This window comes from Maribacter halichondriae (genome assembly GCF_027474825.1).
GTDB classification, from domain to species: domain Bacteria; phylum Bacteroidota; class Bacteroidia; order Flavobacteriales; family Flavobacteriaceae; genus Meishania; species Meishania halichondriae.
The window spans coordinates 3,555,199-3,580,628 of record NZ_CP107030.1 but is presented as its reverse complement, the minus strand read 5'-3'; the positions used below and the strand labels follow the sequence as shown (position 1 = coordinate 3,580,628).

Genomic DNA, 25,430 nt, shown 5'->3' with positions numbered 1-25,430 from the left:
CAAGAAAACTACCTGCTACTTATTAAGAACTATTGATATGAAATACACAGACCAAGGTAAAAACGATACGCGAAGTGGTTATGGCGATGCCATGACCGAATTAGGAAGAACCAACCCCAATGTCGTTGCCCTGTGCGCCGATTTGGTGGGTTCCTTGAAAATTCAGCCGTTTATCGATGAGAATCCGGATCGGTTTTTTCAAATCGGAATTGCCGAGGCCAATATGATGGGTATTGCGGCCGGGTTGACCATTGGTGGTAAAATACCTTTTGCGAGCACGTTCGCCAATTTTGCCACAGGCAGGGTCTATGATCAAATTCGCCAATCCATAGCCTATTCAGGCAAGAATGTGAAAATATGTGCTTCGCATGCGGGTGTTACTTTGGGAGAGGATGGGGCCACCCACCAAATTTTGGAGGATATCGGTATGATGAAAATGCTTCCAGGTATGACAGTTATCAATCCCTGTGATTACAACCAGACCAAAGCGGCGACCTTGGCGATTGCCGACTACGAAGGCCCCGTATATCTTAGGTTCGGAAGACCCAAAGTAGCGAACTTCACCCCCGTCGACCAAAAATTCGAAATAGGAAAAGCACTGATGCTCAATGAAGGAACCGATGTGACCATCATCGCAACCGGACATCTGGTGTGGGAAGCATTGATCGCTGCTGAAAATTTGGAAAACCAGGGTGTTTCGGCAGAGGTCATCAATATTCATACGATCAAGCCGCTTGACGAGGAAGCCGTGTTAAAGTCTGTTAAAAAAACTGGATGCGTGGTTACGGCCGAAGAGCATAATTATCTGGGCGGATTGGGCGAAAGCATCTCCAGAACCCTTGCCAATCAGCATCCTACGCCACAAGAATTCGTTGCCACCCAAGATACTTTCGGTGAAAGCGGTACCCCAGAACAGCTTATGGAGAAGTACGGCCTAAACAATAAAGCCATCGAGAAGGCCGTTTTGAAGGTATTGAAAAGAAAATGACAATGGTATCGTTTTTGATACCGTTGGGGTATTAAGAACGAGAACATCTTAATTCGGTCAATTTCGCTGTCGTTACCGGCGACTTCCATGCTATTGATTCGAGACATTTGTTCTCTAGAACACTTAAAATAGGAACAAATGAAAAGAACACTTCTACTGGCAGTATATGCTATGATAAGCATCACTGCATTTGCACAAAAAGATTCAGGTTTTGGTATTAAAGGGGGGCTCAATTACGGCCAGAACGGCGACTTGGTAGCCTCCGTCGGAAACGCCGCGGAAGATATTGTCAGGGGATCCGACGGAAAGGTCGGATATCATTTCGGGATCTTTGGAAAAATAGACCTATTACGATTGTACATACGCCCTGAACTGCTCTATACAAAAACCCAAAGTGGCTACGATGTTGCCAACGGCACCCAGTACGATATCTCAAAGCTCGATATGCCAGTACTTGTGGGAGTCAAGGTCATTGGACCCCTACATGTTTTTGCAGGACCAACTTTTCAATATATTTTGGAAAACGAACTTGAAGGGCTTACCGTAAATAATATCGAGAAAGATTTTAGTTTTGGCGCACAGTTCGGCGTTGGGGTAAATCTGGGCAAAATCGGTCTTGACGTACGTTATGAAAGAGGGCTATCTAAAAATGAAGCTAATTTTATCGGCGACAATGTTACCGATATCTCGGGCCGTGTCGATGCAAGGCCCTCGCAAGTTATATTCGGACTTTCCCTCAAATTATAAAAGAATATAGAAGTTAATAAAAAAGCCCTGAATGTTCAGGGCTTTTTTATTAACTCATTCTACCATGAAATACTAACTATCGTCATCTCTATGATCGGGATTGCCGTCACCATCACTATCCGGAAAAATTACAATTCCGTTTTCATCTGTCTTTATTTCACCATCAATTAAAATCTCTTCGCTCGTCGCCTCCCCATCACCGTCATCATCGCTATCCAAGAAATCAACAACCCGCTGAAGTCCGTTTGCATCCTCGAATGCTTGATCGGTATCATCATTGTATAAATATCCATCACCGTTCAAATCTTCTTGAATTGAAGGAATTCCGTCTTGATCATGATCTGTTTTGTTAACCGCAAAAACATCCACTTTAAAAATCAAAGGACTATATGCCGGTATTGTAGACTGAGATGTGCTATAAAAACCAAGACCTGAAGGCATGATAATCAATCCTATACCATACCCATCAACCGTAAATGTTCCGTCATCATTTACCGTCACCTCACCACCAGCTTTAAAGTGTGAAGTTCCCTCAGAAAAACCACGAGCACCCTGCTGAGGGGCCTGTATCCTTGCTAAATCGAACCATACAGGGGTGAATATTGACCCATCAAAGACCTGACCATTAAGCAAACTACCTTCGTACCGAACATAGGTAGAATCGGCGACAGTCAGTTGTTCTCCTGTCCCTTCTCGCACAGTAAGGTAATAGTAGGTATGCTGAATATCTTCTTCGTTAGTGTTAAGAGAAAAATGCCCTGATGAGACATTGACCGTTCTTTGTGCAAGCTTGGTTTCTTCCAATAAAGGTCTCTTATCGGCGTTTTCTCCAGCAATAGTGTCTATCTTAATCTTGAAGTCAAAATCAGCGGGAGGGTTTTCAAATTCCTCATAGTTGTAAAAATGAGTTTGTAAATAGGCTTTGATCTCGGCATCATTTTCAACTACAACTTCAGCCAATAACCTTGGTGGCACAAGTTCAATCTCAGGCCCGTCGTCTTTTTTACAAGACCATGCGACCCCTATCATCAACATTAGAAAAAACATTCGATTCATTCTCATCCGCTAGCAATTAAAGGCGGCAAGATACAATTTTCCCCTATTTTTGTGGTCTACGTTAACAAAGATTTTTAATTGTTATGCGAATCGATAAATACCTTTGGAGCACCCGTTATTTTAAGACTCGGAATATGGCCTCCACGGCCTGTAAAAAAGGTCATGTCAAAATTAATGATCAAGCGATAAAACCCTCTAGGGAGGTATATCCCATGGACAAAATTGTTGTAAGAAAGAACCAGGTGAATTATGAACTTACGGTTTTGGATATCCCAAAAAGTAGGGTCGGCGCCAAGTTGGTGGATATCTATCGTAAGGATACCACTCCGAAAACCGCCTTTGAGCACAATGAGCTCTTGCAATACTCAAAAGATTATTACCGAAAAAAAGGAATGGGAAGACCTACCAAAAAAGACCGTCGTGAAATAGATGGTTATTTGGAGGAGGAATGAGTTTGGTCGGAAATTGGAAGTCGGAAGATGGAAGATGGAAGATGGAAGATGGAAGATGGAAGATGGAAGATGGAAGATGGAAGATGGAAGCTAAAGATTAAAAAATATACGAATTCTATTTTCTAGTTTTAAACCTGAAACCTTAGAAACTTGAAACCAACTACAGTTTGCTATCTTTGAAAATACAACAAAGTACCATGGAACATAAAATTCTTACCCATCAACAGATACAGCATAAGGTCGAACGGATTGCCTATCAAATCTATGAGGCCAATGTAGATGAAAAGGAGATTATCATTGCAGGAATCGATGGTGGCGGTCTTCAGTTCGCAAAGAAAATTCAATCGGTGCTTCAGAAAATAACAGATGCCGACATTATACTCTGTAAGGTCAGCATGGATAAAAAAGACCCGGTCAAAAGTGGAGTCAGCACATCGATTTCTGAAGAAGACTACATTAATAAATCGATTGTATTGGTCGATGACGTCCTCAATTCGGGCACTACGTTGATTTATGGGGTGCATCATTTTTTAAGTGTACCCTTAAAACAACTTAAAACTGCTGTTCTAGTCAATCGTAATCATAAAAAATATCCGGTAAAGGCAGATTACAAGGGTATATCACTTTCAACCTCGCTTCAAGAACATGTGCACGTGAAATTTCAAGCAAAGAATGATCGCGTCTATTTAGACTAAACGTGATTTGATTTCGGTGATAATATCCTCATTGGCCCTTTCATCACAGTGGATTATATGATGTGCCTGTTGGTAAAAAAAACTTCGCTCAAATAGATGTTTGCCAATGAACTCGGGAAATTCCTCGTCCCTTATATTTTTGATCAAGGGTCTATGGTCTTTTTCAGCTATTAACCTATCCACCAATTGCGATATAGAAAGTTTTAAGTAGAAAACATTTTTAGTCCCCTCCAAAATCGTCTTCATGTTCTGTCCATAGCATGGGGTGCCCCCGCCAGTGGAAAGCACTAATTTATCATGGGTCGCTAAAAGTTGATTTAGATACTCGTATTCTTTTTTCGAAAATAGATTTCTCCCTTCGAGTCGAAGATTTCCGAAATGATACTATTTTCAGAATCCTCAATATAGCCATCCAAATCTAAAAAGGGAATTTCTAATTCCGTGGCCAATCTTTTTCCAACTGTGGTCTTACCACTGCCCATATAGCCCAATAAAACGATCTTCACAAAAGTTGTTTTTTGTAAAAATGGAGCATTTCCATTTGATTTCAAAGAAAAGGGAAATTTCTATAGAAATCGACTTGTTAAATAAATTAATGATCTTATATTTGCACCCTCCTACGCGAAATGTTTGTTTCGCTTCGGCGGGCAGGGCCGTAAGTTCTGTCAAAAAAAGACCTGGTAGCTCAGTTGGTAGAGCATCTCCCTTTTAAGGAGAGGGTCCTGGGTTCGAGCCCCAGCCAGGTCACTTTTAGACCTTCAAAACTATTCAAAAAAGTCCTAAAACGTACTGTTTTAGGGCTTTTTTATTTTTCTCGTATTCATTTGATATCAAAACGAACCATCTGTCGCGGTGCCCTATTCGGTGCCCCATTTTGGAATTCGTAAAAAGGGCACCGAATCAATGTTAAAAAATTGGTCATCAATTTTTTAAGAGGAATTTATAATCAAATTGAATTAAGAAAAATCGCTTCCAAATGGAGACCCATTCCTTCTCGGTTTTAAGTTACCTCAGAAAGGGTAAGTTAGACAAACTTGGCAAAGCCCCAATTTATCTAAGGATAACGGTGAATGGCTTAAGAGCGGAATTTAGCACTAAACGAAAAATACGTCCTGAAAAATGGTGTTCTGTTAAGGGAAGGGTTAAAGGTTCTAACTCCAAAACAAATGCCTTGAATCATTACATAGATGAACTGGAGTGCAAAGCTTATGGCATTCATGCCAGGCTTGTAATCAAAAAGAGACCCTTTAATGCGAAACTTATTAAAAACAAGCTGTTGAACAAAGAATATATATATAAAACTCTACTTTCAATTTATGATGAACACAATACTCAAATTGAACGATTAGTAGGTTTGGATTATTCTTACGGAGCCTACAGACGACACATACGCACTCGGAATCACCTCGCGGCTTTTATCAATAAAGAATTTAAGTTGGAAGATCTGTTTATAGTAGAAGTGGACTTAAATTTTATAAATCGTTTTCACCACTTTTTAAAGACCAAAAAATTGGCAATCAAAATACTACAACCAAATACGTTGTCAACTTTAAAAAAATAATGCGTATCGCTTTTGCGAACAATTGGGTGAAGAAAGACCCTTTTTATCATTGGAAGGCTAATTGGAAAAAGGTTGAAAGAGACGTTTTGACAGAAGCTGAACTTCGCTCGATAATTGAGAAAGAACTTCCCCTGAAACGCTTAGACCAAGTACGTGACATCTTCGTGTTCTGCTGCTTTACCGGATTGGCATATGTAGATGTCCGTAGGCTTTCAAAGATTCATATTGTATTTGGAATGGATGGTAATCGGTGGATAAAAATAAATCGATCAAAAACCAATTCCCGCAGCATCATTCCCCTACTCCCCGCTGCCCAGAAAATTCTATCCAAATATGTCAATCATACACAAAAATCTATGAATGGATTGTTGCTTCCCGTCATTAGTAACCAGAAGACCAACGTATTTCTAAAGGAAATTGCAACTCTTTGCAACATTGAGAAAAACTTGACTTTCCATTTGGCCCGGCATACGTTTGCCACTACGGTAACCTTAGCCAATGGAATACCCATTGAATCTGTAAGCAAAATGTTGGGGCACCAATCATTAAAGACGACTCAGATCTATGCCAAGGTTATCGACAAGAAACTGAGCGAGGACATGAATATTTTAAGGGGGAAGTATCAATATCCAAAATAAACTTTTGTTTTTTTTGTACTAAAAATCGTTCTTTTTGAGAAATTTTTGAAACGGTTAGTGCAAATGGTGTGAGGGTGTATGGTCCTCATGAACATTTTGCACTTTGTTCTCAGCAGTTTTGGATTATTCAACCCTTTTTATCCTTGTTGAATCTATGGATACCCATGTCTCTCCTCCATCACGTGATTCCTGCCCTGCAACTGTGTATTCATCTTTATTTATGTTTATATAATTTAATCGATAGAGATAGTCGGTTTTGCGAGACCCTCCAACTCTAAGCGTATAGAGAGTATTGCCCTCAACTATCCATAAAAACTTAGAATAACCCCCGAACTAAACACGTACGTTTCTTCCCAGACATTTGATGCTGGATTGACATAACCGTGGGATAGATAAGAAAAAGTTGAGTCAGCGGAAATAAAGCTTTGCGTTAAAACGCAGCCGTCCACATTAAGTCTAGTTGAAAGTCGTCCAATATAAACTTCCAAAGAATCTTTAAGTTCGAATTCTTCCCATTCACCCAAAAAAGGTTGAACAATTCTAAAACTTCCTGTACTGCAATTATCACTGTTTGCTTGACCATACGTAGCAATAAATGGAAATAATAAAATGGATAAAAGGATGTTTATCTTTTTATTTAAAATGAGCTCAATTATCAAATTAGATACCATAATTTTCATTCATTTTATGATTGCTGAGAACGTAGGAATATAGATCACATGATCTATATTAATTCTACATGTACAATAAAAGTAAACAATTAAACATATTGATTTGCTCAAAAAGAAAGACTCCTAAAACGGCAAGTAAATGAGACAGATTAGTAAAGAAGCAGAGTCTTATGGATTGTTCTTTTTACTGGAATCCAATTAATCCTTTATTTAAACTTTTCAATTATTCTGTCGAACATTTTTTGTTCTTCCAACGAGTAATTCGCAAAATCGTTAACCATTTTAAAATCAACATTGTTGTTTTTAAGGAAGGTCCCAATTCTCTCCAATTCATCGGGAGTACCCGAAATTTCGATTCTTGCCATACATAGGGTAACGGTTGGTATTTGCCAAAAATAGCCCTAGTTTTTAATTATCCAACTGGTTTAACATCATAAGCCACTACCTAGGCGGCTTATTACATGCCATTGACAACAAATTTTTTCTCCGATCAAGCATTAATATTAGATTTGGGTCGAGTTAGTTATTCAAAGTAAATTTTTTCCAGATTAAGTGCCCGTATTTCAAATACGGGCCTTTTTCATTTTCCTTATTAGAAGCTTAGCAAATTAAATTTAACTTGTGACGTTTTCTAGTCCTTCATTTGAAGTTTTATTAAGGAGGGAATACTTTGGTTGTTGAAATCGTTGGATTTATGAGACGTTGGAAAAATTGCCGTCAACGGTTCGGCTCGTATGGCAAGTAGGGTAGGCAAGGAAACTTTTCGTTTCCGTTCGCAACGCCAAAGCCGTGGTCTGCGCTCGTAGCCAGAGCTTTTTGCCTGCCCATACCGAAAAGGCACGTTTGCGCGGGTTTTGTAATTATTTTTTCTTTTTAATTGCCAAATTTGAATATTTCGTTATCGTGTAATTTTCAATTTGGCGGACTTCGCAAATACGTCCAAGCTTTTGAATTCATAACTTATCGCCCTGTTTGCCTTAGGTATTGTTGGCATTAGTTTGTTTTAAAATAACTATTCATAATAAATCTCGATATCTCATCATTATTTTATGCGAACCCGAGATTTTTCTGTGGTAGTAAATGATGTTTTTATCCAATGTAAGAGTGGGAGCTTCTATTAAATTTGAAATAATGTCGGAAAACAGAACTTTTGGAATAGAAAATTCGGATAACTTATCACTTCGTATCGCTACACATATTTCAAAAACCGTACTTGGAGTAATTGGCCCCTTTAAATATCTTGTAAAATATAATTCTAGGTCATCACTACTTATACAGGGGGCATAGTAAATATAGTTGGCATCAGTGACGTTTTGTAAAATTGATGCCGAATTTGGAAGAGTATTGAAAGTTGAAGTATTTTCTTTTTTGGCAATCCCCAATGTAGTCTCGCAGGGGCCTTGACAAATTGCATCATCAAATCTTGCATTGTTGAAGTACAAAAATTCACCATCCAAACTGATTCCATGGTCCATTATGAGCCAGCCAGGAGTATTCATATTGAAATCCCCTTGCACTCTTTGAATATCAACAACATTCCCAGTTCCAAAGGTTCCACGAAACAGATTATTCAATTCGGCGGGATAATTTCTTGTCGATGTCCAGTAAAAATTATTATGGGCATCCATATCGGCCACCGCGTCCAAATGAGGTTCTGTAGTTTGATTTGTTCCTGCTAGTTCGCCAACATAGTTGAAAGTCGAGTCATTGACCTTCGTGGCATAATAAAGTTTTGTATTTATACCATCGTTTAAGTTATTAAAGAACAAATAGTTCCCATTAGAAGATATAAATGGCTCCATTGCATCGAAGGATAAGCCATTGATGGTAACTTCTATTTCTGTACCGAAGGAAGGAAAAGTTAACGATTCATCAATTTCTTTATCCCTTGACGAACAGGAAAGAATCATTGATGATATGAGTATAATCTCAAAAAAGGGATTGACTTTCATCTATTACTCTTTTGAATTAATGCAGGTTTCATTGCGACCTGCTGCAAAACTGTCCCGTGTGACCAATCTAAATTAAGAAACAAAAACTACTAAGCAACACTAAATTTCCGCAATGAAATATGCGCCGTGTTAGCAGTCGTAAGGCACTCGGTCCCACTTTTTTCGAAGCTCTGCCAATCACAAATTTTTTGTCAGTATTCTGTCATAGGTAACAATCCAGCTACCATGTGCAGTTAGAAACTGCCTCGCAAGTGATTACACCAGTTCCTGATTTTTTTGGTGGTCCTGGAGCGCTAAAAGGATTATAGTTTGCCTGCCCGGTGGCGACATCCACAAATATGGTATTCGGGTCAATAGGTGGATTGTCGTGAAATGCACCTCCTTCAATGGTGATCTTTGACTGGCCTTGTTTAGTTATGAAATGGGAGCCATAAACATTGCAATTACCCAATGTAATCAAACCATTATTGTCCGCTTCAATCGACTGATTCCAGACCTCACTGTTGTTTATTGTCAATGAACTATTTTGACCATAACACGCCAATACAGCAAATTGAAGCAGACTATTATTGATAGTCACCATGCCATCACCAACAATACCAATTTCATTAATAATAGAATTATTGATAGTTAATGAAGATGATGTTACCGAATAAATCTGCCAGGCGATTGGCCCAAGATTGACGTTATTAAGTGTGAGTCGTCCGGGGATGATCTCCCCATTCTGCAGCCCAATCTGTAGATCATCAATAGTTTCGTTGTTGCTGGATACGAAATATCCAATAGTCAATTCGCCCGGAGACACGCCATGTCCAGCTATTGTTGCAGTGGCTTCCGGAAACAACTGAACGCCCAGTCCGGGATTAGAATTGACAACAGACAGAGACCAATGAACCCCTGCTCCAAGATTGGAACCGGCATTCCAGAACCATGTCTCGGTACCCACATTGGGAAGCTGAATATTATGTGACCCAGTGGTAAGTGACATCCATAAACCTGTTTTGGTTTCCGCTCCGTTTATGGTAACAGAACAGGAGTCATTAAGATAGATCTCAGTTGGAATATAAACGGAGTTGGTGACCACCAATTTCGACTGGTTTCTAAAATTTCCGAGCAACCAGCTCGACTCGTTGTCTAATTTGGCGCCATCTATTATCATAGAAGAGTTGTCCATAGCATCATAAGACATGTAAATGCTTCCGTTCTCAGCGGCTGTGCCCGTTTGCGTTCGCATGTTGATGTTTTCGATCCTTAAGATGCTATTACCCTTGGTTATTATGTTGAATTGCGAACTGTAGTCATTGGCTATGATAAACTCATCGTTCATTAAATCTTTATTTCCAAGAATAATTAGCTGTGCATCATCTTCTACTACTAAATTACCTTTAACGATCAATGTATTGTCAGGACTGGAGGTATAGTCAATTGTCAAAATCGAATTTCCTTTTACAGTCAGGTTTCCAACTGTCATAGAAGTCGTGATAGTGTTATTTGTCTCTATGATCCAATCGGACCCTTCCTGTGTAGGTGATATATTTTCTTTGCTACATGATGTGAAAATAAGAAACACGATAATCGTTAATATTGGAGCGGAAACCGTTTTCATGAGCCATGTTTTACCATTAGACGCACAAATCGGCTTCTAGGTTACATTTTATCTTGCTTCTTCATATGTGGATTCCTTGCGATTAGAATGTAACACGTATGTCAATGGACTTATTACTGCTAACGTTTATGTATAAGAAGTGGCGCTGAGCAAAAATAAAAAAATGTCCTCCTTTTCAGCGCCATTTCTTATACATTTTGTTGGCAGCAGTTATTTTACTACTCAAGTTCAATTCTCTTGCTGATATGTAATTTTAAAATTCCTACAGCCACCAAAGATCCTACTAGACCACCAACTATAACGTCCGTAGGGAAATGTTTACCTGATAAAGTTCTAAAATAACATCCTAAAAAAACTCCTAACAAAGCGGCAATCCAAACAACATTTTTACTAATGCGATTGTTGTAAATCAGACTGTAAGAGAAGGCAAAAAAAACCAGCCCATAAGCGAGTATACTAGCATCTCCTGAAAAAAGAATTCAAAATATCATAATCACCAATATCCTCTAAAAATTTTTCTTTTTCTTTTACACTTAAATTTTCAAGTCCACTTTTTGACATATATGCGAAAGGCCGATATCTTTCAACGAGCCCTTTTGTCAAACCTGTTAAACTTTCAGTGAGTACGTATCCTTGAGAAAAAATAAAAAACAAAACAAGCTTTCTTTTTAATACTGCCTTTAAATAAAAATAGAAAGAGAGGAATTAGATAAATTGCAATATTCTTAAATATTTTTCCATTGTCTTTGGCTTCAATGTCCCATCTTCCAGCTATGCTTCTATCTAAAAAATTGATTTGTTCAATCGATTTATGGTCTAAACTTCCAATTGTAAACTCTGTGTGTTCATTTTTTTTGACTTTATGGAGTTCAATTGATGAATACGATAATCCTAACAAAATCAAACATACTACTATCTCCAATTTTGCTCTTAAAATGACTTTAAAGTGATCTTCCCAATAGCCCTTTTGATTGATTGTCAATAATTTGATAATCACTAAAGAAATAGTAGCATTAATTATTATCTCTGTCATATTTTTGGTGCTTTTTTATAATTGTTGCCAACCTAGGAATATAGTTATTAACCAATATAAGGATATATAGTTAATGATTATATCCAACTTATGCGAGTCATATGGTGCTATAGTCTAAGTGTCAAAAAACGGCGAGTTAATATACTGATTTAGGTAATAAGGACAGTCCCAGAATTGGTTCTTTTTACGGGAGACAAAAGTAATTATCTTAAGAAGAGTCAAAGTTCAGTATGGGGAATTATTCTGTACCAAGGAAAACAGCCAACTGATATCTTCATTTATAATTTGATTTTCATCAGTAAACCTTATTCGTTTGGCATGTTTCCCACTACCGCTGAATTTCAGTCTATCATGCGAAATGGAATCCAGATGATGAACATATAACATGCATGTATCTCCTTTCCCTTGCTGAATACCACAAAGAACTTTGTCTTTTCCACCTCTACTATATAGTGCCAGTTTTACCTTGGCGCCACCGGCAATAGACTCTTCAATATCTTGGAACGATTCATAGATAAGTTTGCGTAGAATCAAGCCCATTTTTAGTGCTTTTGAATTTTCAATAAACATGTTTTTGAATTCTTCCATGTTTTATTTTTAGGTTGTTTTATCTCACTTTGAAAATTTGCCTTTTTTATACTCCAAATTGCCGTAAATGATGGTCTGAATGCTTGTAAGCAAAAATTCCAATCTCATCCTTCGTCATTTTTCCGAAAAAGTCGTGAATAAAATCGGGATTGTCATAATTTTCATATTGTTCAATTAATTCAATCAAAGTGTGTTTTTGCTTTTCTACGTCTCCGCTTTTTTCCTTGACTGTAAAATCGGAACCTGCCGGTTCATTTTTACCTAATGGTTTATCGTTTTTTGTGCTACTCTTGAGCACTATTTTTCCGAAGAGTTTGCCTAGAAAACTTTGTTTGTATTCTATTTTATTATCAACACCTAATACCCATTGATTCCATATTATGCTATGTTTTGTCATTTGATAAACATTCATTTTGCCCCATAGAGCTTTACTTTCCGAATCAAGTTGATTTGTTCTCTCTATAAGTCCGTCTCGGGTGTCTTTATCAAAAATTGTTTTCATATTTTAAATTTTGTTCAATGTTAAATCAAGGGTCATTATCAATTTTCGAATTGTCATTCTTTAATAAGCAATAAAATATTTCCTCTCATATCACTAATTTTTACGAGAACAATCGCTGTACTTTTTGCAACCTAAGCCATAACGCTAACCACATCACGATTCCAAAAAGCACTGGAAACAATAGGTTGAACATAGGGTCGCTATGTATAACGTGCGTAGCAACAGCTCCTCCCAACCATCCGGTGAGTAGTACTGCCCCGAATACCGATGTTTTGGGAATGGTATATAGCACCGTGCTAACCAGTAGTATTAATCCAAGATATATCACAGAAGATTCTGGATAGCCCATTTCCGTAGCCCCGCTAATGGCTTCATTCGTTTGCATGAGATTCATTACTGCCCCCATTAGGAACATAATCACGATACTACCTTGTAGAATATAAGAAATCCAAAGGCGTGTTTTTGAGATTTGCTTTTCCATGATTTAGTTATTTTCAGTATATGCTTTAAAATTATCCAAAATCGACTGCCACCCCTGTCGTTGTTGTTCCAATGTATTACTGTCTTCTACCTCAAAGGTTTCTATTATTTCAATGGTATCTCCCTTTTGATTGAAGGTGATATGCACTTTTCGCCCATCTTCAAGGGCATATTCAATCAATGAAATGGGTTCTATCTTAGTGTAAGTTCCAGAATAATCGAATCCCATGCTACCATCTTTAGCTTCCATACTTAATGAAAATTTACCACCAATGCTTAAATCATTTTCCGCATTTGGACAATGCCATTCGGGTATGGCAAAATTCCAATTAGTAATGTGTTTAGATGTTGTCCAATAGTTCCAGGCTTTTTCCAAACTAGTATTGATATTAGTTTGTACCGTGATTGTTTTCATTCATTTTTGATTTTTAAGTTTCATATAGTGTTTCTTATTTTCCTTATCCATTTTTTCAACCGCGTATCTTAACGTGACTCTTGGCATCGTGGCAGCATAAGAATCTAAAAAGAATTTCAATCGTTTCTCATCTTTCTTTCCTGCTTCGCGTATCCAACTACCAACAGCTTTATTAATTAGTTCTTCGTTATCGTAAACTAGCATTTCAGCAATTTTAAAAGTATCGTCCAACTGCCCTTTTTTGATAAAAGCATAGGTACTTACAATAGCGGTACGCCGTTCCCAGATATTTTCACTCTTGGCCAACTGATAAAGAATATCCCTTGGTCTATCAATCAGATATTCACCAATGATGTTATACGAACCACGGTCAACAAAATCCCAATTATTTAATCGGTCGTGACGGTTTAGATATAGCTCAAAGAGTTCTTTTTTACGTTCTTCGCTGGTCTTTTTTCTTTTAGCCTGATAATCCATAATACTCACAGCTCCCATCCGGATTTCATAATATTCGCTGTCCAGCAATTTGTTGATTTCTTCCAAAGGCATTTGGGTAAACTCTTTTGCAGTTTTAAAGACATCTCCAAATTTTACCCCTAGAGCCTTTGTCATACCATCATTGCCTTTGAAGAATCTTGCTACTTTGTCGAGTTCCTTTTCGTTTTTAAAGGTTGCTAGTTTTTCTATGAATTGATTGGCGGTCATTTACTTTTTTTCTGGGATACAATATGAATAAATGTTTATAATTTTATCTTCATCATCAAACTCATATACATCACAGGCCTTTATAAAATTAACCCTTTTACCTTCTTTTTTAAATTCAGCTGTACCTCGGATAATTATACGGTTGTCGGATTTTATTATATCCTCTATTTTAAAAATGGTTTCCACCGAATTGAAATATTCGGCAGTCTGCTTGCAATTGGCAATTACATTTTCTTTACCCTTAAAGGTGTTTTCGCCTACTATTTCCCAAACAATGTCTTCTTTTAGGAAGGGATAGGTTCTGTCAAATTCCCCATTTGAAAATGCAATGGCGATTTCTTCTTGTGAAATATTCATGTTTTAGGCATTTTATCAGTATCCATATACAACATACTCCACCGGTGGCCATCGAGGTCGGCAAAGCCAAAGGTGTACATCCAACCATCAATTACAGAGGGTGCTGCGAATACCGTACCGCTTGCTGATTCGACTGCTTTCGCGAAAGCGTCAACTTCTTCTTTAGATTGAGCATCAATGTTAATGAGCATTTCATTTCCTTTGGTTGTATCTGCAATTGCATTTTGAGTAAAGTCCTTAAAGGTTTCTTCTGGAAAAAGCATCATTGCAAAATCATTTTCACCAATGAGGAAACTAGCCAAATCCTTAGCTTCTTTGTGCATCTGGTTTTCACGAAAACCGATTTTGTTGAAGAATGTCCTTGATTTTTGAATATTCCTAACAGGAAGATTGAGCCAGATTGTTTTCATATTATTGATTTTCATAAAACATTGTTTTCAAATGTGTTACACAAATTTATTAGATAAAATCAAAACACAAAGGGTGTTTCCGTCAACCCTACAGGTTGATTACGACAATAAAATGGAATATATTTACAAGCTATAAAGTTAAACAAAATGAAGCACGTTTCTATTCTTGTTCCAAAAGGACACGTAAGTGTAGTGAACATAGCAGGTACTCATCAAATGTTATCCTGGGTGAATGAATTTCTGAGACAAACAGGTCAAGAACCGCTTTTTGACATACAATTGGTAGGTCTAGAAAGACAACTTGATACCTCTGGTGGGTTATTTGCTATCACGCCGGAAGTTGTTATCGAAGAAGTATTGAAAACGGATTTGATTATCATTCCTGCCATTCATGAGGATTATGAAAAAAGTCTAAAGGACAACGGTGATTTTATGCCCTGGTTAATCAGTCACTATAAGGAAGGTGCTGAAATCGTGAGTCTTTGTATTTCATCATTTTTTCTGGCAGCTACAGGATTACTGGACGGAAAACCATGTTCTACCCATTGGCAGCAAGCTGGTGTTTTTAGGCAATTATTTCCAAAGGTGATTTTGACAGATGAAAAAATTGTAACCGAAGCAGATGGTATCTATACAAGCGGCGGTGCTTACGCCTTTACCAATCTTATTATTTACTTAATTGAAAAACATGCAGGACGGGAAACAGCTATTATGGTTGCGAAAGGATTTATGATAGACATTGACCGCAGCAGTCAATCGCCTTTTATGATTTTCTCAGGTCAAAAAACCCATAAGGACGAAACCGTACTCAAAGCACAGGAATATATTGAGCAAAACTATCAGGATAAAATATCGGTAAACGATTTATGCGAAGATATGGCACTGAGCCGAAGAACTTTTGAGCGAAGGTTCAAAAACGCTACCTCCAATACTGTCCTGGAATACCTTCAAAGGGTAAAAGTCGAAGCTGCCAAAAAGGAATTGGAAAAAGGGCGAAAACATGTAAACGAGATAATGTACGAAGTAGGTTATTCAGATCCAAAGGCATTTAGGGATGTTTTTCGTAAAGTAACCAGTATGTCACCTAAGGACTATCAGAAGAAGTATAGTATCACCGCCGTATACTGATAATCGTGGTATCAAAAAAAGAATTGTCCTTTAAATCGGCCGATTAATAGGACACTATTACAAAACGACAGTACTCTGAGATGATTGTCTTATTTCTGGTCTCTTTTAGTAGTTTCGTTTATTTACCTTTTACGGGACCACAAATTTCGTCGTAACTGAAAATTTCAAATATGATATGCGAGCGAAACGAAGTTTCGTGCTGCAAGTCCCAAATACTTACACAAACTAATCTGCTTGCGAGGCAAATTACACCGATTTGACTCAAATTCTTTCCTTTTTATATGGCTTACAGAGCCTTTTGACTCAAATTAGTAAAAATTCAAAAAGCTTTTCAAGAATGGTATTTGCCGCAAATTTCTGCCATTTTATTGGGGTTCCCGCTTCATTTGCCGCAAATATGGGCTTTCCCAAGGGTTTGTATTTTAAGTAAGGTGCTGGAAATAAGGAACATATAGAACGTAACGCCGCTTTAGCGCGTTACCCTCTTGCTCTTCCCCCAAAATAAATTGGTAGAAATCTAATGGGAGTAAAATTTACATTTGACAACCAAACAAGGGTAATTTATATGTATATTTACCCTCGTATTCAGAACGAGTGTAAATTCGACCCTTAACAAATGGCTGCGTTTAACAAAGATATTCCATACAACGATTTACCATTACTCCCCCCAAAAAAGGATTTGGAAACTACAGCGGTTCTTCGCAAAACCATTACAGCAAGTAGGACATTATCCAAACTAAATGGAGCAATAACTAATTTACCTAACCCTAGACTTTTTCTGGACACCATTCATTTACAAGAAGCAAAAGCAAGCTCTGAAATAGAAAACATAATTACAACAAATGACGACTTGTATCAGGCCATTGTAGCTGATAAAAAATTTGACAACCCTGCAACCAAAGAAGTTATAAGCTATAAGGAGGCTCTCTGGCACGGATTGGTGGATAGGGCGGCCAAAGTATACCACCCACAGCGGATGAAAGTGAGCAGTGTAAACGAAGTGCTTAAAATCGATTCATTCGTGTGTTAAAATTAGTGATTATTCCTTAGTTTTTTTCTCATTGATTCCCCTTTTATGTCTATCCTATGTGCGGTATGCACCAAGCGATCGAGGATTGCGTCCGCAATGGTCTTTTCCCCTATGATCTCATGCCATGCCTCTACGGGCAGTTGGGAAGCTATTATCGTCGATCGTTTTCCGTGCCTGTCCTCTATTATTTCCATAAAGGAGTGCCTGTTGATATTGTCCAAGGGTTTCAGGCCAAAGTCGTCCAGTATCAGCAGGTCCTGTTTTTCGAGCTTGCCTATCAGTTTTAGATATGAACCGTCGGCCTTTGATGTCTTGAGCGTGGTAAAGAGCTTTGCGGTATTGAAGTACATGACCTTGCTGCCCATCGAGCAGGCCTGATGGCCTATGGCGGAGGCCATATAGCTTTTGCCCACGCCCGTGCTCCCCGTAATGAGGATGTTCTCTTTTCTGCCGATAAATCCGCAGGACGCAAAACGTTGCACTTGGTTCTTGTCGATGTTCCTTTCGGAAGTGTAGTCTATCGCTTCCATTACGGCACTGTACCTGAACCTGGCCGCCTTGGTCAGGCGTTCTATCTTGCGGTTCTGCCTATCGTCCCATTCGGACTGCATAAGGTAGGCCAGCAGTTCATCGTTGGTGTAATCGATACTCTGGGACGAGAGGCTGGTGTTGAAGGCCCTGATCATTCCGTGGAGCCTTAACTGTTTCATTTGTTCCAATGTCTGTTCGTTCATGATACTTGTTTTTAATTATTGTTAAGCGATTATTATTTGTAATAGTTCCCTCCCCTGATGTTTTCATGGTCGGGCACCTCGGTTTTGTCCAGTGGGTCGTCTTCAAGGACGTCCCACCCCTTTTTCAGGATACGCTCTACCATTTTGTAATTGTATGCCCCATAGTCGGATGCGCGCCTGCAGGCATTGTCCAAGCGCTGGTTTCCTACTTTCTTGGCCAAGTGGAGTATGCCCAGACAGGACTTATAGGACTGTTCTGGATGTTGTTTCTTGTCGAGTATCCCGATGATGTATCCCTTGCAATGGTCGCCGATATGCCCTGCCCAGGCGATGAACTTCTCGCTGCTCCATTCGCTGACGAACCGATGGTGCGATGGCATATGCTCCGCCATGGTGGTATACCCGTACTTCTGCCTTTTCCTTGTATGGGCGGCAAGGCGTTCGTGCCTGTGGTATATCTCGACGAAGCTATGGGTGTAGACGATCTCGATCCGCTTGCCGATGTGCCGATAGGGTACGCTGTAATAATGCTTGTCCTTGCCAAGGTAGATGTGGCTGTTCTTGTGGACGGTCCCCTTTGCGTAGGATCTTATCTCGTACCGCTTCAATGGAAGGGACTTGAGTTCTTGCCGTTCCACTTCCTTGAACAACGAGTACCGGGAGTACTCCTTCCCCTGAACGACCTGTCGTTGTGTGTTTTCAATAGTTCCGATATGGCTTTGTTGATTTCGGTTATGGAATGGAAGGCCTGGTTGCGCAAAGGCGCGAACACCCGGGTATAGATTATCCGGACGGCATTCTCTACGATGGCCTTGTCCCTCGGCCTGTAAGCCCTTGTGGGAAGCACGGCCGTTTCGTAGTGCTCGGCGAAATCGGCAAATGTCTCGTTGACCTTGGGCTCGTAACGACTGCTCTTGGTAACGGCCGATTTAAGGTTGTCCGTAACCATTGCTCGGGGGACGCCGCCGTAGAACCAGAGGGCGTTCTCGGTACAGCGCATGAAGTCTTCCAGTTTTTGGCTGGCACAGGCCTCGACATAGGTATATTGGCTACTTCCCAATACGCATACGTAGACTTCCAGTTCTTGCAGCTCCCCCGTATGTCTATCTACGATAACAAGCTTTTTCCCCGTAAAATCTATGAATAGCTTGTCGCCCGCTTTGTGGGTAAAGTGCATTACGGGGGAGACTTCCTTTGTCCATTCCCGATACCAGTACCTGAACTGTGAGAGCTTGAAGCCGTCGGGGTGCTTCTCGTAATATTCCTCCCATAACAATTGCTTGGTAACACCCGTCCTGCGTAGCTCCCTGTCAAAATAGGGAAAGTACTTCTCTAGGGTCTTCAATTGTTCGCTCTTGGGCTTTTGGTCCGACCGGAAAAGCCTGTGGATCTCCTCCAGGGTCATTGCGGACACCTCATAGGAAGTCAGCTTGTACCGCTTGAAGAAGTCGATGTACTTGGTTACGGTATTGCGGGAGAGGCCCAGCTGCTTGCTGATGCCCCGTTTGCTCGCGCCATCGCCGTGCAATTTGAAAATCTGTTTTGCCTTGCGCATATCTATCTGTTTGTTTGCCATCGTCTTTTTTACAAAAGAACCGATGGTAACCCACAAATAGAATCGATTTTTTAGTGGTTCACTTTCGTCCGCCCGGGGTGGCTCACTTTGCCCCGCCACGCTATGCTCACCTTAACCCGCCCGGGGTGGTATACTATGCCCGTTTTTTGCATCCTATGTTACTATCACTACGAGAAGATTATCTTGAAGGAATGAGTCTTTCAAACTTTGATAAAAAATATCTAGAAAAGAAAATTCGTGCGAAATTATGAGTACGCCAGATTTCTATTTGGATTAAAAAGAGCGATGTAATTTTCTAAAAAAAGACTTTCCGGAAAGTAAAATTAAAGTGCCTAGATAATTCTCATATCAAAAACCCTTTCTTGTAACTCCGAATAAAGTTATTGAATATCAGATATATAGGGGTTTTAGAAAATAGGAAAATATCCATTACATCCTTCGAAAGATTATTCCCACCTCACTAATTTTGTATTATACATACTTTTCTTACTATTTCACAACATATTTTCTGTATCTGTAGTCTGTTTAGTTATCATTGCTCTCAATAAAAACATCATCAACCAAACTATGTACAAGTTCCCTTCAGTTCTGATTTTTATTTTATTCCTCAATATTTCCTACTCACAAGTTAAAATTGGCGACAGTCATGAAAATATTGATGGGGCATCCTTGCTTGAATTAGAAAGTCGAAATAAAGCTTTGGTTTTGACAAGAGTCAATTCTTCATTAATGCAAAAAATAAAGCCTTTAGCTGGGGCATTAGTTTACAATACGGAAGAATCTTGTGTTTATCAATATAATGGTAAGCAATGGGAGAGTCTGTGTGCGCAAGGAACCAAGGGAATGTTTCTTTTATTGATAACGGAGATGGTACTTTTTTGATCAAAAATTCGGACGGATCTTCATTTAATACCAAAGACTTGACTGGTTCAACTGGGGAAACAGGTCCGCAAGGAGAAAAAGGTGATACCGGAGAGCAAGGACCGCAGGGTGAAATCGGTCCCCAAGGCAAACAGGGAGAAAAAGGTGATGCCGGAGTGCAGGGACCTCAGGGCGAGAAAGGTGATGCCGGTGAGCAGGGACCGCAGGGTGAAATCGGTCCCCAAGGTAAACAAGGAGAAAAGGGTGAAATCGGGCCCCACGGTGAGAAAGGAGAAAAAGGAGATACAGGACGCCAAGGGGAGGTCGGACCGCAAGGAGAAAAAGGTGAAACTGGGGAGCAAGGTCCTCAAGGCGAAATCGGCCCCGAAGGTAAGCAAGGAGAAAAAGGTAATATAGGGGAACAAGGGCCTGAGGGTAAAACTGGACCTCAAGGCGAAAAAGGTGATACCGGGGAGCAAGGACCTCAAGGAGAAATTGGGCAACAAGGAGCAGTCGGACCGCAAGGCAAGCAGGGAGAAAAGGGAGAAAAAGGAGATACCGGTCCAATGGGGCCAGAAGGACCTGGGCTCTTAGAAATAACCAGGAGTTTAAAAGGTATGGCCGAAGTGAGAGGGGAAAAAGGAATACAAGGCGAGAAAGGCGATACCGGAGAGCAGGGACCTCAGGGTGAAATCGGATCTCAAGGAAAGCAAGGCGAGAAAGGTGATACCGGAGAGCAGGGACCTCGGGGTGAAATCGGTCCCCAAGGAGAACAAGGTAAAAACGGCGATACTGGACAGCGAGGAGAAAAGGGAGAAAAAGGAGATACAGGACCGCAAGGTGAAGTCGGACCGCAAGGCAAACAGGGAGAAAAAGGCGATACCGGTCCAATGGGGCCACAGGGGCCAGAAGGGCCTGGGCTATTAGAAATAACCAGGAGTTTAAAAGGAATGGCCGAAGTGAGAGGGGAAAAAGGAATACAAGGCGAGAAAGGCGATACCGGAGAGCAGGGACCTCAGGGTGAAATCGGATCTCAAGGAAAGCAAGGCGAGAAAGGTGATACCGGAGAGCAGGGACCTCGGGGTGAAATCGGTCCCCAAGGAGAACAAGGTAAAAACGGCGATACTGGACCACACGGAGAAGTCGGACCGCAAGGAGAAAAAGGCGATACCGGAGAGCAAGGACCGCAGGGTGAAATTGGATCGCAAGGCAAACAGGGCGAAAAAGGCAATACCGGGGAGCAAGGTGAAGTCGGACCGCAAGGAGAAAAGGGAGATTCCGGAGAGCAGGGACCCCAAGGTGAAGTCGGACGGCAAGGCAAACAGGGAGAAAAAGGAGATGCCGGAGCGCAGGGACCTCAGGGCGAAATCGGTCCCCAAGGAGAACAAGGTAAAAACGGCGATACCGGACCGCAAGGTGAAGTTGGCCAACAAGGCGAAAAAGGTGATTCCGGAGTGCAGGGACCTCAGGGCGAAATCGGCCCCAAAGGGGAACAAGGTAAGAATGGCGATACCGGACCACAAGGTGAAGTCGGACCGCAAGGAGAAAAGGGATATACCGGAGAGCAGGGACCTCAAGGGAAAATCGGTCCCCAAGGTAAGCAAGGGGAAAAAGGAGAAAAAGGCGATATCGGACTGCAAGGTGAAGTTGGCCAACAAGGCGAAAAAGGTGACGCCGGGGAGCAAGGTCTTCAAGGGGAAATCGGGTCACACGGAGAAGTCGGACCGCAAGGAGAAAAAGGCGATACTGGAGAGCAAGGACCGCAGGGTGAAATTGGAACGCAAGGCAAGCAAGGAGAAAAGGGTGAAAAAGGCGATACTGGTCCAATGGGGCCACAGGGGCCAGAAGGACCTGGGCTCTTAGAAATAACTAAGAGTTTAAAAGGTATGGCCGAAGTGAGAGGGGAAAAAGGAAAACAAGGCGAGAAAGGTGACACCGGGGAGCAAGGACCTCAAGGCGATATTGGGCCACAAGGAGAAGTCGGACCACAAGGTAAACAGGGAGAAAAAGGAGATACCGGAGAAAAGGGAGAAACCGGAGATCCGGCTACGGATGATCAGAATCTAACGGAAGTTTTAAAACAAAATAATAGCGCCGGCAAAAATAAAATTTCAGATTTAGCAAACCCAACTGAAGCTCAAGACGCTACAACAAAAAACTATGTTGATGCTTTACCCAGAGTATATGTTGGTTCTATTAAAATAACCAATTCCGGCACAATAACGATTTCCGAAATACCATTCAAACCCAGTTCCGTTACGTTTACTGCGATGGCGAATATCGAAGATTTTAATATAGACGCTGATAATGGTGTACGGAATAATGACAAAACAATTGCCAATACTTTTGGTAATATGAAGGGGTTTGCCAGAGATGATAAAAACTCCATTTCACAACAGGTTATATTTGTTGGAGGAAGTGGAAATTCAATTAATGACATTTCTCGTTTTGCCTCAAGCAGCCACTCTATCGGCATACGATATACAAATACCAACGGCGATGACCTTGGAAAAACAACGGCTCGGGTTTCTAATTTTAATACCAACGGTTTCACTTTGGTAATAGATAACTTTTCGGATGGTCTTATCGTGCTTTTGAAGCATACAGATAAATTAGAAATATAATGAAGGTATATCATAAATCTTTTACTTTTTTATTGTGCTTATTTCAAGGTTATTTTTCCCAAGGGCAAGATACCTTTCATAATTTTGGCAATGTTCAAGTCCATAATAATGGCACTATCGGATTTTATTCGAATTTGGTTAATGATGGTGCTTTTTCTGAGAGTAAAGGTCTAGTAGGTTTCTATAATGAGAACCAGTCTTTGATTTCAGGTGCTTTTAGTCCGTTTTTTTACGATCTTGAAATAGCAGTGGAGAATCATCTTTTTATAGACATCCCAATCACGGTTTGTAATTCACTCAATTTTATCTACGGTGATATTAAAACAACAAGAAATGACAAGAACGTCTACGTTCGGTTGGTAAAGAAATCATCTTATGAAGGGGCAGTCGATCTTTCAAAAATAGACGGCCATGTTGCAATTGAGGGACAAAGAGAGTTTACCTTTCCTATAGGCAATCAGGCCAAATTACGCCCTTTAGGTATTAGATTCATAGATGGAACATTCTTCGCAAAATGCGAATACTATTACGAGAATCCCAGCAATCCTGAAAGCCTATATAAGAGTTTTGATACGTCTAAAAAACCCATTAGTATAGGTGAAATTAATTCAAAGGAATTCTGGAGTCTTACAACCTCGGGAATTATTCAAATAACTTTAACCTGGGATGCCGAGAGTGATCTTTCTTCTAAAATTGATAAACTAGAAAATGTAATTGTAGTTGGTTGGAGCAAGAATAACGAACAGTGGGAAAATCTTGGTAATACCACAATAGAGGGTAGTCCAGAAAAAGGCAAGGTCAGTTCTAATACTTTTAATGCGAATGACTATAATATTTTTACCGTAGGAACTCTTTTTGAATTAAGTGATAACATGCCTGGAAATTATGTAATAACCCCAAACTCAGATGGAGCTAACGATAACCTTATTATTAAGACAACAAGACAATCTCCAAAAAATAGAATAATGATTTATGATAAAACGGGCAAATTGGTATATGAAATGTCCAACTATCAAGACGAATTTACAGGGAACGCCAATAGAGAATCAGTCACCAAAATTCTACCTGAAGGCACGTACTTCTATCTACTTGAACTTCATGATTTAAATATGAGGCATCAGGGTTACTTCTACATTAAACGTTGAAGGTCTTTGCGTTTTCAAAACTTTTGATCACTTTCTTCTATTCAATTATTGAGAAGTATTAAAACCAATGATTTGAGAACATATTGAAGAACAATTTCCTAACTATCGGAAAACTAAAGATAAGGGGTCAAACAAAAATTGATTTTCTTATCATGAGAGTATTGGACTACGTTGAACTTAGAATGACATTTTAAGATCAAAATACATTTTTTGAAACCGAAAACCGCATTATATTTGCATTCTAAAACCATGCGCACGTGGCGGAATTGGTAGACGCGCCAGCTTGAGGGGCTGGTGGCCACTAGGCCGTGGAAGTTCGAGTCTTCTCGTGCGCACAGAAAGCCAAGCAGTTTGCTTGGCTTTTTTATGTTAAATATTCCATCGTCATCTTGACCGTGAAAGCTCTACCTGAGCTTCAGGACCCCCATAAGACAATGTTTCGAACTTAAGTTTGAAACATTTTTTAAACCCTAATAGTCGATCTTTATAAAAAATTAACTTGATCTTGTATTAACAACATAGATAAAAATATTAAATTTGTTTAAAGTTTAGTTCAAATATATGAACAATGTAAAAAAGTATTTTAGCATAAAAGACCTCGAAAATCTTTCAGGCATTAAGGCGCACACCATTCGAATCTGGGAAAAACGATACGATTTATTGGAACCCGAAAGAACAAGTACCAATATAAGGACCTATAGTCTGGCAAGTCTGCAAAAATTGCTGAATATCACACTTCTTTACAACAATGGTTACAAAATCTCCAAAATTGCGAAAATTCCTGAAAAGGAAATTCCGGTTACTGTCAAAGCCTTAGCGGCGAACAGTACGATAAAGAGTCACGCCATTAATGCTTTTAAGTTAGCCATGGTCAATTTTGACCAGACATTATTCTTTAATACGTATGATGGGCTGTTGGCGGAAAAAACCTTTCAAGAAATTTTCAGTGAAATATTTGTTCCCCTACTTAATGAAATCGGAATGTTGTGGCAGACCGATTCGGTTACTCCCGCTAATGAACACTTTATTACCGGGTTGATAAAACAAAAAATACATATCAATACAGAAAAACTACAACACGTAGAACCTGTCAAACAAGATAGGGTCTTCGTACCTTATCTTCCTGAAAACGAGATTCATGAAATAGGATTATTGTATGTTAATTATGAAATCGTGCGTAACGGGTATAAATCAATTTACCTAGGCCAAACCGTGCCGCTTGAAAACCTGAGAGATGTAATGAAATACTTTGACAATCTGGTTTTTGTCTCTTATTTTACGGTAGTACCCAATAAGGAAAGAATAAACAAGTATCTGAAGGATTTTGATAAAATGATGAAAGATGAAGGCAATTCATCACAACTTTGGTTAATGGGATATCAAACACAATATCTAAAGAAAGAAACATTACCAAGTTATATTCGTACGTTTACTTCTATACAAGAGATTTGCAAAGAATTTTAAAATTCGTTCTCG

Annotated in this window: 30 protein-coding genes, 2 tRNA genes and 1 pseudogene; 15 read left to right on the top strand and 18 right to left on the bottom strand. The window is 39.7% G+C overall.

From position 1 onward, the window contains the following. Positions 1-37: 37 nt before the first annotated feature. Together N8A86_RS16705 and N8A86_RS16700 are read left to right on the top strand one after the other, a co-directional pair. The gene (locus tag N8A86_RS16705) at positions 38-988 is read left to right on the top strand and encodes a transketolase family protein (RefSeq protein ID WP_273566418.1); all 951 of its coding nucleotides are present in this window, start codon (positions 38-40) and stop codon (positions 986-988) included. A gap of 138 nt (positions 989-1,126) precedes the next feature. Continuing rightward, positions 1,127-1,735, top strand: coding sequence for an outer membrane beta-barrel protein (locus N8A86_RS16700; protein ID WP_273566417.1), 609 nt, complete (start codon positions 1,127-1,129; stop codon positions 1,733-1,735). Positions 1,736-1,807: 72 nt separating this feature from the next. Here the strand turns inward: N8A86_RS16700 and N8A86_RS16695 are convergent, their stop codons facing one another. After that, positions 1,808-2,797, bottom strand: a complete 990-nt coding sequence (locus N8A86_RS16695) for an FKBP-type peptidyl-prolyl cis-trans isomerase (protein WP_273566416.1) — start codon at positions 2,795-2,797, stop codon at positions 1,808-1,810. Positions 2,798-2,874: 77 nt separating this feature from the next. Between N8A86_RS16695 and N8A86_RS16690 the strand changes: the two genes are divergently transcribed. Next, positions 2,875-3,243, top strand: coding sequence for an RNA-binding S4 domain-containing protein (locus tag N8A86_RS16690; protein ID WP_273566415.1), 369 nt, complete (start codon positions 2,875-2,877; stop codon positions 3,241-3,243). 197 nt (positions 3,244-3,440) lie between these two features. Further along, complete coding sequence (locus N8A86_RS16685; protein ID WP_273566414.1) at positions 3,441-3,938, top strand: phosphoribosyltransferase family protein; 498 nt, start codon at positions 3,441-3,443, stop codon at positions 3,936-3,938. Here N8A86_RS16685 and N8A86_RS16680 read toward each other — a convergent pair. Further along, a pseudogene (locus N8A86_RS16680) lies at positions 3,930-4,420 on the bottom strand (shikimate kinase). The gene N8A86_RS16685 and the pseudogene N8A86_RS16680 overlap by 9 nt on opposite strands. A gap of 192 nt (positions 4,421-4,612) precedes the next feature. Here N8A86_RS16680 and N8A86_RS16675 point away from each other — a divergent pair. The 3 genes from N8A86_RS16675 to N8A86_RS16665 all read left to right on the top strand — a co-directional run bounded on the left by N8A86_RS16675 (position 4,613) and on the right by N8A86_RS16665 (position 6,137). Continuing rightward, positions 4,613-4,685 (top strand) — tRNA-Lys (locus tag N8A86_RS16675). Between the two features lie 229 nt (positions 4,686-4,914). Then, positions 4,915-5,499, top strand: a complete 585-nt coding sequence (locus tag N8A86_RS16670; RefSeq protein ID WP_273566413.1) for a phage integrase SAM-like domain-containing protein — start codon at positions 4,915-4,917, stop codon at positions 5,497-5,499. Continuing rightward, positions 5,499-6,137 carry a site-specific integrase gene (locus tag N8A86_RS16665; RefSeq protein WP_430682163.1) on the top strand — a complete coding sequence of 213 codons (639 nt, stop codon included), beginning with the start codon at positions 5,499-5,501 and terminating at the stop codon, positions 6,135-6,137. Before N8A86_RS16670 ends, N8A86_RS16665 begins: the two co-directional genes overlap by 1 nt. Positions 6,138-6,439: 302 nt before the next feature. Here the strand turns inward: N8A86_RS16665 and N8A86_RS16660 are convergent, their stop codons facing one another. From N8A86_RS16660 to N8A86_RS16605, 13 genes are all read right to left on the bottom strand, one after another. Then, positions 6,440-6,817: a hypothetical protein gene (locus tag N8A86_RS16660; RefSeq protein WP_273566412.1), complete on the bottom strand. Its 378-nt coding sequence runs from the start codon at positions 6,815-6,817 to the stop codon at positions 6,440-6,442. 197 nt (positions 6,818-7,014) lie between these two features. Further along, positions 7,015-7,173, bottom strand: a complete 159-nt coding sequence (locus N8A86_RS16655) for a hypothetical protein (RefSeq protein WP_273566411.1) — start codon at positions 7,171-7,173, stop codon at positions 7,015-7,017. Positions 7,174-7,824: 651 nt separating this feature from the next. Further along, entirely contained in the window at positions 7,825-8,760 is a 936-nt protein-coding gene (locus N8A86_RS16650; RefSeq protein ID WP_273566410.1) for a hypothetical protein, read from the bottom strand. A 220-nt stretch (positions 8,761-8,980) separates the two neighbouring features. After that, positions 8,981-10,366: a hypothetical protein gene (locus tag N8A86_RS16645; protein ID WP_273566409.1), complete on the bottom strand. Its 1,386-nt coding sequence runs from the start codon at positions 10,364-10,366 to the stop codon at positions 8,981-8,983. Between the two features lie 218 nt (positions 10,367-10,584). Beyond that, positions 10,585-10,806, bottom strand: a complete 222-nt coding sequence (locus N8A86_RS22070; RefSeq protein ID WP_430682206.1) for a phosphatase PAP2 family protein — start codon at positions 10,804-10,806, stop codon at positions 10,585-10,587. A 176-nt stretch (positions 10,807-10,982) separates the two neighbouring features. After that, positions 10,983-11,399: a hypothetical protein gene (locus tag N8A86_RS16640; protein WP_273566408.1), complete on the bottom strand. Its 417-nt coding sequence runs from the start codon at positions 11,397-11,399 to the stop codon at positions 10,983-10,985. A 225-nt stretch (positions 11,400-11,624) separates the two neighbouring features. After that, the gene (locus tag N8A86_RS16635; RefSeq protein ID WP_273566407.1) at positions 11,625-11,987 is read right to left on the bottom strand and encodes a hypothetical protein; all 363 of its coding nucleotides are present in this window, start codon (positions 11,985-11,987) and stop codon (positions 11,625-11,627) included. Between the two features lie 46 nt (positions 11,988-12,033). Beyond that, entirely contained in the window at positions 12,034-12,489 is a 456-nt protein-coding gene (locus N8A86_RS16630) for a DUF1569 domain-containing protein (RefSeq protein ID WP_273566406.1), read from the bottom strand. A gap of 100 nt (positions 12,490-12,589) precedes the next feature. Then, the gene (locus N8A86_RS16625) at positions 12,590-12,970 is read right to left on the bottom strand and encodes a DoxX family protein (RefSeq protein ID WP_273566405.1); all 381 of its coding nucleotides are present in this window, start codon (positions 12,968-12,970) and stop codon (positions 12,590-12,592) included. A gap of 3 nt (positions 12,971-12,973) precedes the next feature. Next, the gene (locus N8A86_RS16620; protein ID WP_273566404.1) at positions 12,974-13,384 is read right to left on the bottom strand and encodes an SRPBCC family protein; all 411 of its coding nucleotides are present in this window, start codon (positions 13,382-13,384) and stop codon (positions 12,974-12,976) included. Beyond that, entirely contained in the window at positions 13,385-14,089 is a 705-nt protein-coding gene (locus N8A86_RS16615) for a DNA alkylation repair protein (RefSeq protein ID WP_273566403.1), read from the bottom strand. Beyond that, positions 14,090-14,446 carry a nuclear transport factor 2 family protein gene (locus tag N8A86_RS16610; RefSeq protein ID WP_273566402.1) on the bottom strand — a complete coding sequence of 119 codons (357 nt, stop codon included), beginning with the start codon at positions 14,444-14,446 and terminating at the stop codon, positions 14,090-14,092. Then, the gene (locus N8A86_RS16605) at positions 14,443-14,856 is read right to left on the bottom strand and encodes a VOC family protein (protein ID WP_273566401.1); all 414 of its coding nucleotides are present in this window, start codon (positions 14,854-14,856) and stop codon (positions 14,443-14,445) included. The genes N8A86_RS16610 and N8A86_RS16605 overlap by 4 nt, the downstream gene beginning before the upstream one ends. Before the next feature lie 147 nt (positions 14,857-15,003). On the opposite strand from N8A86_RS16605, the gene N8A86_RS16600 reads away from it, so the two are divergent. Next, complete coding sequence (locus tag N8A86_RS16600) at positions 15,004-15,984, top strand: GlxA family transcriptional regulator (RefSeq protein WP_273566400.1); 981 nt, start codon at positions 15,004-15,006, stop codon at positions 15,982-15,984. 616 nt (positions 15,985-16,600) lie between these two features. Next, positions 16,601-17,014: a Fic/DOC family N-terminal domain-containing protein gene (locus N8A86_RS16595; protein WP_273566399.1), complete on the top strand. Its 414-nt coding sequence runs from the start codon at positions 16,601-16,603 to the stop codon at positions 17,012-17,014. A 2-nt stretch (positions 17,015-17,016) separates the two neighbouring features. Here N8A86_RS16595 and istB read toward each other — a convergent pair whose 3' ends face one another. Genes istB through istA form a run of 3 tightly spaced genes read right to left on the bottom strand, consistent with a single transcriptional unit; the run spans position 17,017 to position 19,234 of the window. Next, on the bottom strand, positions 17,017-17,748 hold the full coding sequence (gene istB, locus N8A86_RS16590; RefSeq protein WP_273566398.1) for an IS21-like element helper ATPase IstB: 732 nt from the start codon (positions 17,746-17,748) through the stop codon (positions 17,017-17,019). A 32-nt stretch (positions 17,749-17,780) separates the two neighbouring features. Next, the gene (locus tag N8A86_RS16585) at positions 17,781-18,356 is read right to left on the bottom strand and encodes a Mu transposase domain-containing protein (protein WP_273566397.1); all 576 of its coding nucleotides are present in this window, start codon (positions 18,354-18,356) and stop codon (positions 17,781-17,783) included. Further along, positions 18,353-19,234: an IS21 family transposase gene (istA, locus tag N8A86_RS16580; RefSeq protein ID WP_273569084.1), complete on the bottom strand. Its 882-nt coding sequence runs from the start codon at positions 19,232-19,234 to the stop codon at positions 18,353-18,355. The genes N8A86_RS16585 and istA overlap by 4 nt, the downstream gene beginning before the upstream one ends. Between istA and N8A86_RS16575 the strand changes: the two genes are divergently transcribed. The 6 genes from N8A86_RS16575 (at position 19,133) to N8A86_RS16550 (ending at position 25,418) form a co-directional block, all read left to right on the top strand. Next, on the top strand, positions 19,133-19,378 hold the full coding sequence (locus tag N8A86_RS16575; RefSeq protein ID WP_273569119.1) for a hypothetical protein: 246 nt from the start codon (positions 19,133-19,135) through the stop codon (positions 19,376-19,378). The genes istA and N8A86_RS16575 overlap by 102 nt on opposite strands. A gap of 513 nt (positions 19,379-19,891) precedes the next feature. Further along, positions 19,892-20,206, top strand: coding sequence for a hypothetical protein (locus tag N8A86_RS16570; protein ID WP_273566396.1), 315 nt, complete (start codon positions 19,892-19,894; stop codon positions 20,204-20,206). After that, on the top strand, positions 20,134-22,809 hold the full coding sequence (locus N8A86_RS16565; protein WP_273566395.1) for a collagen-like domain-containing protein: 2,676 nt from the start codon (positions 20,134-20,136) through the stop codon (positions 22,807-22,809). Before N8A86_RS16570 ends, N8A86_RS16565 begins: the two co-directional genes overlap by 73 nt. Then, a complete protein-coding gene (locus N8A86_RS16560) occupies positions 22,809-23,954 on the top strand; it encodes a T9SS type B sorting domain-containing protein (protein ID WP_273566394.1) in 1,146 nt (381 codons plus the stop codon). Before N8A86_RS16565 ends, N8A86_RS16560 begins: the two co-directional genes overlap by 1 nt. A 251-nt stretch (positions 23,955-24,205) precedes the next feature. Continuing rightward, a tRNA-Leu gene (locus N8A86_RS16555) sits at positions 24,206-24,289 on the top strand. Positions 24,290-24,515: 226 nt separating this feature from the next. Continuing rightward, positions 24,516-25,418 (top strand): MerR family transcriptional regulator, encoded by a 903-nt coding sequence (locus tag N8A86_RS16550; protein ID WP_273566393.1) that lies wholly within the window; start codon positions 24,516-24,518, stop codon positions 25,416-25,418. The last annotated feature ends 12 nt before the right edge of the window (positions 25,419-25,430 follow it).

Bases quoted from the DNA above. Each gene is read 5' to 3' on its own strand.
- N8A86_RS16655 (WP_273566411.1), bottom strand. From the start codon at position 7,173: ATGGCAAGAATCGAAATTTCGGGTACTCCCGATGAATTGGAGAGAATT.
- N8A86_RS16705 (WP_273566418.1), top strand. From the start codon at position 38: ATGAAATACACAGACCAAGGTAAAAACGATACGCGAAGTGGTTATGGC.
- N8A86_RS16560 (WP_273566394.1), top strand. From the start codon at position 22,809: ATGAAGGTATATCATAAATCTTTTACTTTTTTATTGTGCTTATTTCAA.
- N8A86_RS16700 (WP_273566417.1), top strand. From the start codon at position 1,127: ATGAAAAGAACACTTCTACTGGCAGTATATGCTATGATAAGCATCACT.
- N8A86_RS16625 (WP_273566405.1), bottom strand. From the start codon at position 12,970: ATGGAAAAGCAAATCTCAAAAACACGCCTTTGGATTTCTTATATTCTA.
- N8A86_RS16670 (WP_273566413.1), top strand. From the start codon at position 4,915: ATGGAGACCCATTCCTTCTCGGTTTTAAGTTACCTCAGAAAGGGTAAG.
- N8A86_RS16640 (WP_273566408.1), bottom strand. From the start codon at position 11,399: ATGACAGAGATAATAATTAATGCTACTATTTCTTTAGTGATTATCAAA.
- N8A86_RS16630 (WP_273566406.1), bottom strand. From the start codon at position 12,489: ATGAAAACAATTTTTGATAAAGACACCCGAGACGGACTTATAGAGAGA.
- N8A86_RS16565 (WP_273566395.1), top strand. From the start codon at position 20,134: ATGGGAGAGTCTGTGTGCGCAAGGAACCAAGGGAATGTTTCTTTTATT.
- N8A86_RS16570 (WP_273566396.1), top strand. From the start codon at position 19,892: ATGTACAAGTTCCCTTCAGTTCTGATTTTTATTTTATTCCTCAATATT.
- N8A86_RS16685 (WP_273566414.1), top strand. From the start codon at position 3,441: ATGGAACATAAAATTCTTACCCATCAACAGATACAGCATAAGGTCGAA.
- istB (WP_273566398.1), bottom strand. From the start codon at position 17,748: ATGAACGAACAGACATTGGAACAAATGAAACAGTTAAGGCTCCACGGA.
- N8A86_RS16695 (WP_273566416.1), bottom strand. From the start codon at position 2,797: ATGAGAATGAATCGAATGTTTTTTCTAATGTTGATGATAGGGGTCGCA.
- N8A86_RS16645 (WP_273566409.1), bottom strand. From the start codon at position 10,366: ATGAAAACGGTTTCCGCTCCAATATTAACGATTATCGTGTTTCTTATT.
- N8A86_RS16665 (WP_430682163.1), top strand. From the start codon at position 5,499: ATGCGTATCGCTTTTGCGAACAATTGGGTGAAGAAAGACCCTTTTTAT.
- N8A86_RS16635 (WP_273566407.1), bottom strand. From the start codon at position 11,987: ATGGAAGAATTCAAAAACATGTTTATTGAAAATTCAAAAGCACTAAAA.
- N8A86_RS16550 (WP_273566393.1), top strand. From the start codon at position 24,516: ATGAACAATGTAAAAAAGTATTTTAGCATAAAAGACCTCGAAAATCTT.
- N8A86_RS16610 (WP_273566402.1), bottom strand. From the start codon at position 14,446: ATGAATATTTCACAAGAAGAAATCGCCATTGCATTTTCAAATGGGGAA.
- N8A86_RS16660 (WP_273566412.1), bottom strand. From the start codon at position 6,817: ATGAAAATTATGGTATCTAATTTGATAATTGAGCTCATTTTAAATAAA.
- N8A86_RS16605 (WP_273566401.1), bottom strand. From the start codon at position 14,856: ATGAAAACAATCTGGCTCAATCTTCCTGTTAGGAATATTCAAAAATCA.
- N8A86_RS16595 (WP_273566399.1), top strand. From the start codon at position 16,601: ATGGCTGCGTTTAACAAAGATATTCCATACAACGATTTACCATTACTC.
- N8A86_RS16690 (WP_273566415.1), top strand. From the start codon at position 2,875: ATGCGAATCGATAAATACCTTTGGAGCACCCGTTATTTTAAGACTCGG.
- N8A86_RS16620 (WP_273566404.1), bottom strand. From the start codon at position 13,384: ATGAAAACAATCACGGTACAAACTAATATCAATACTAGTTTGGAAAAA.
- N8A86_RS16600 (WP_273566400.1), top strand. From the start codon at position 15,004: ATGAAGCACGTTTCTATTCTTGTTCCAAAAGGACACGTAAGTGTAGTG.
- N8A86_RS16615 (WP_273566403.1), bottom strand. From the start codon at position 14,089: ATGACCGCCAATCAATTCATAGAAAAACTAGCAACCTTTAAAAACGAA.
- N8A86_RS16650 (WP_273566410.1), bottom strand. From the start codon at position 8,760: ATGAAAGTCAATCCCTTTTTTGAGATTATACTCATATCATCAATGATT.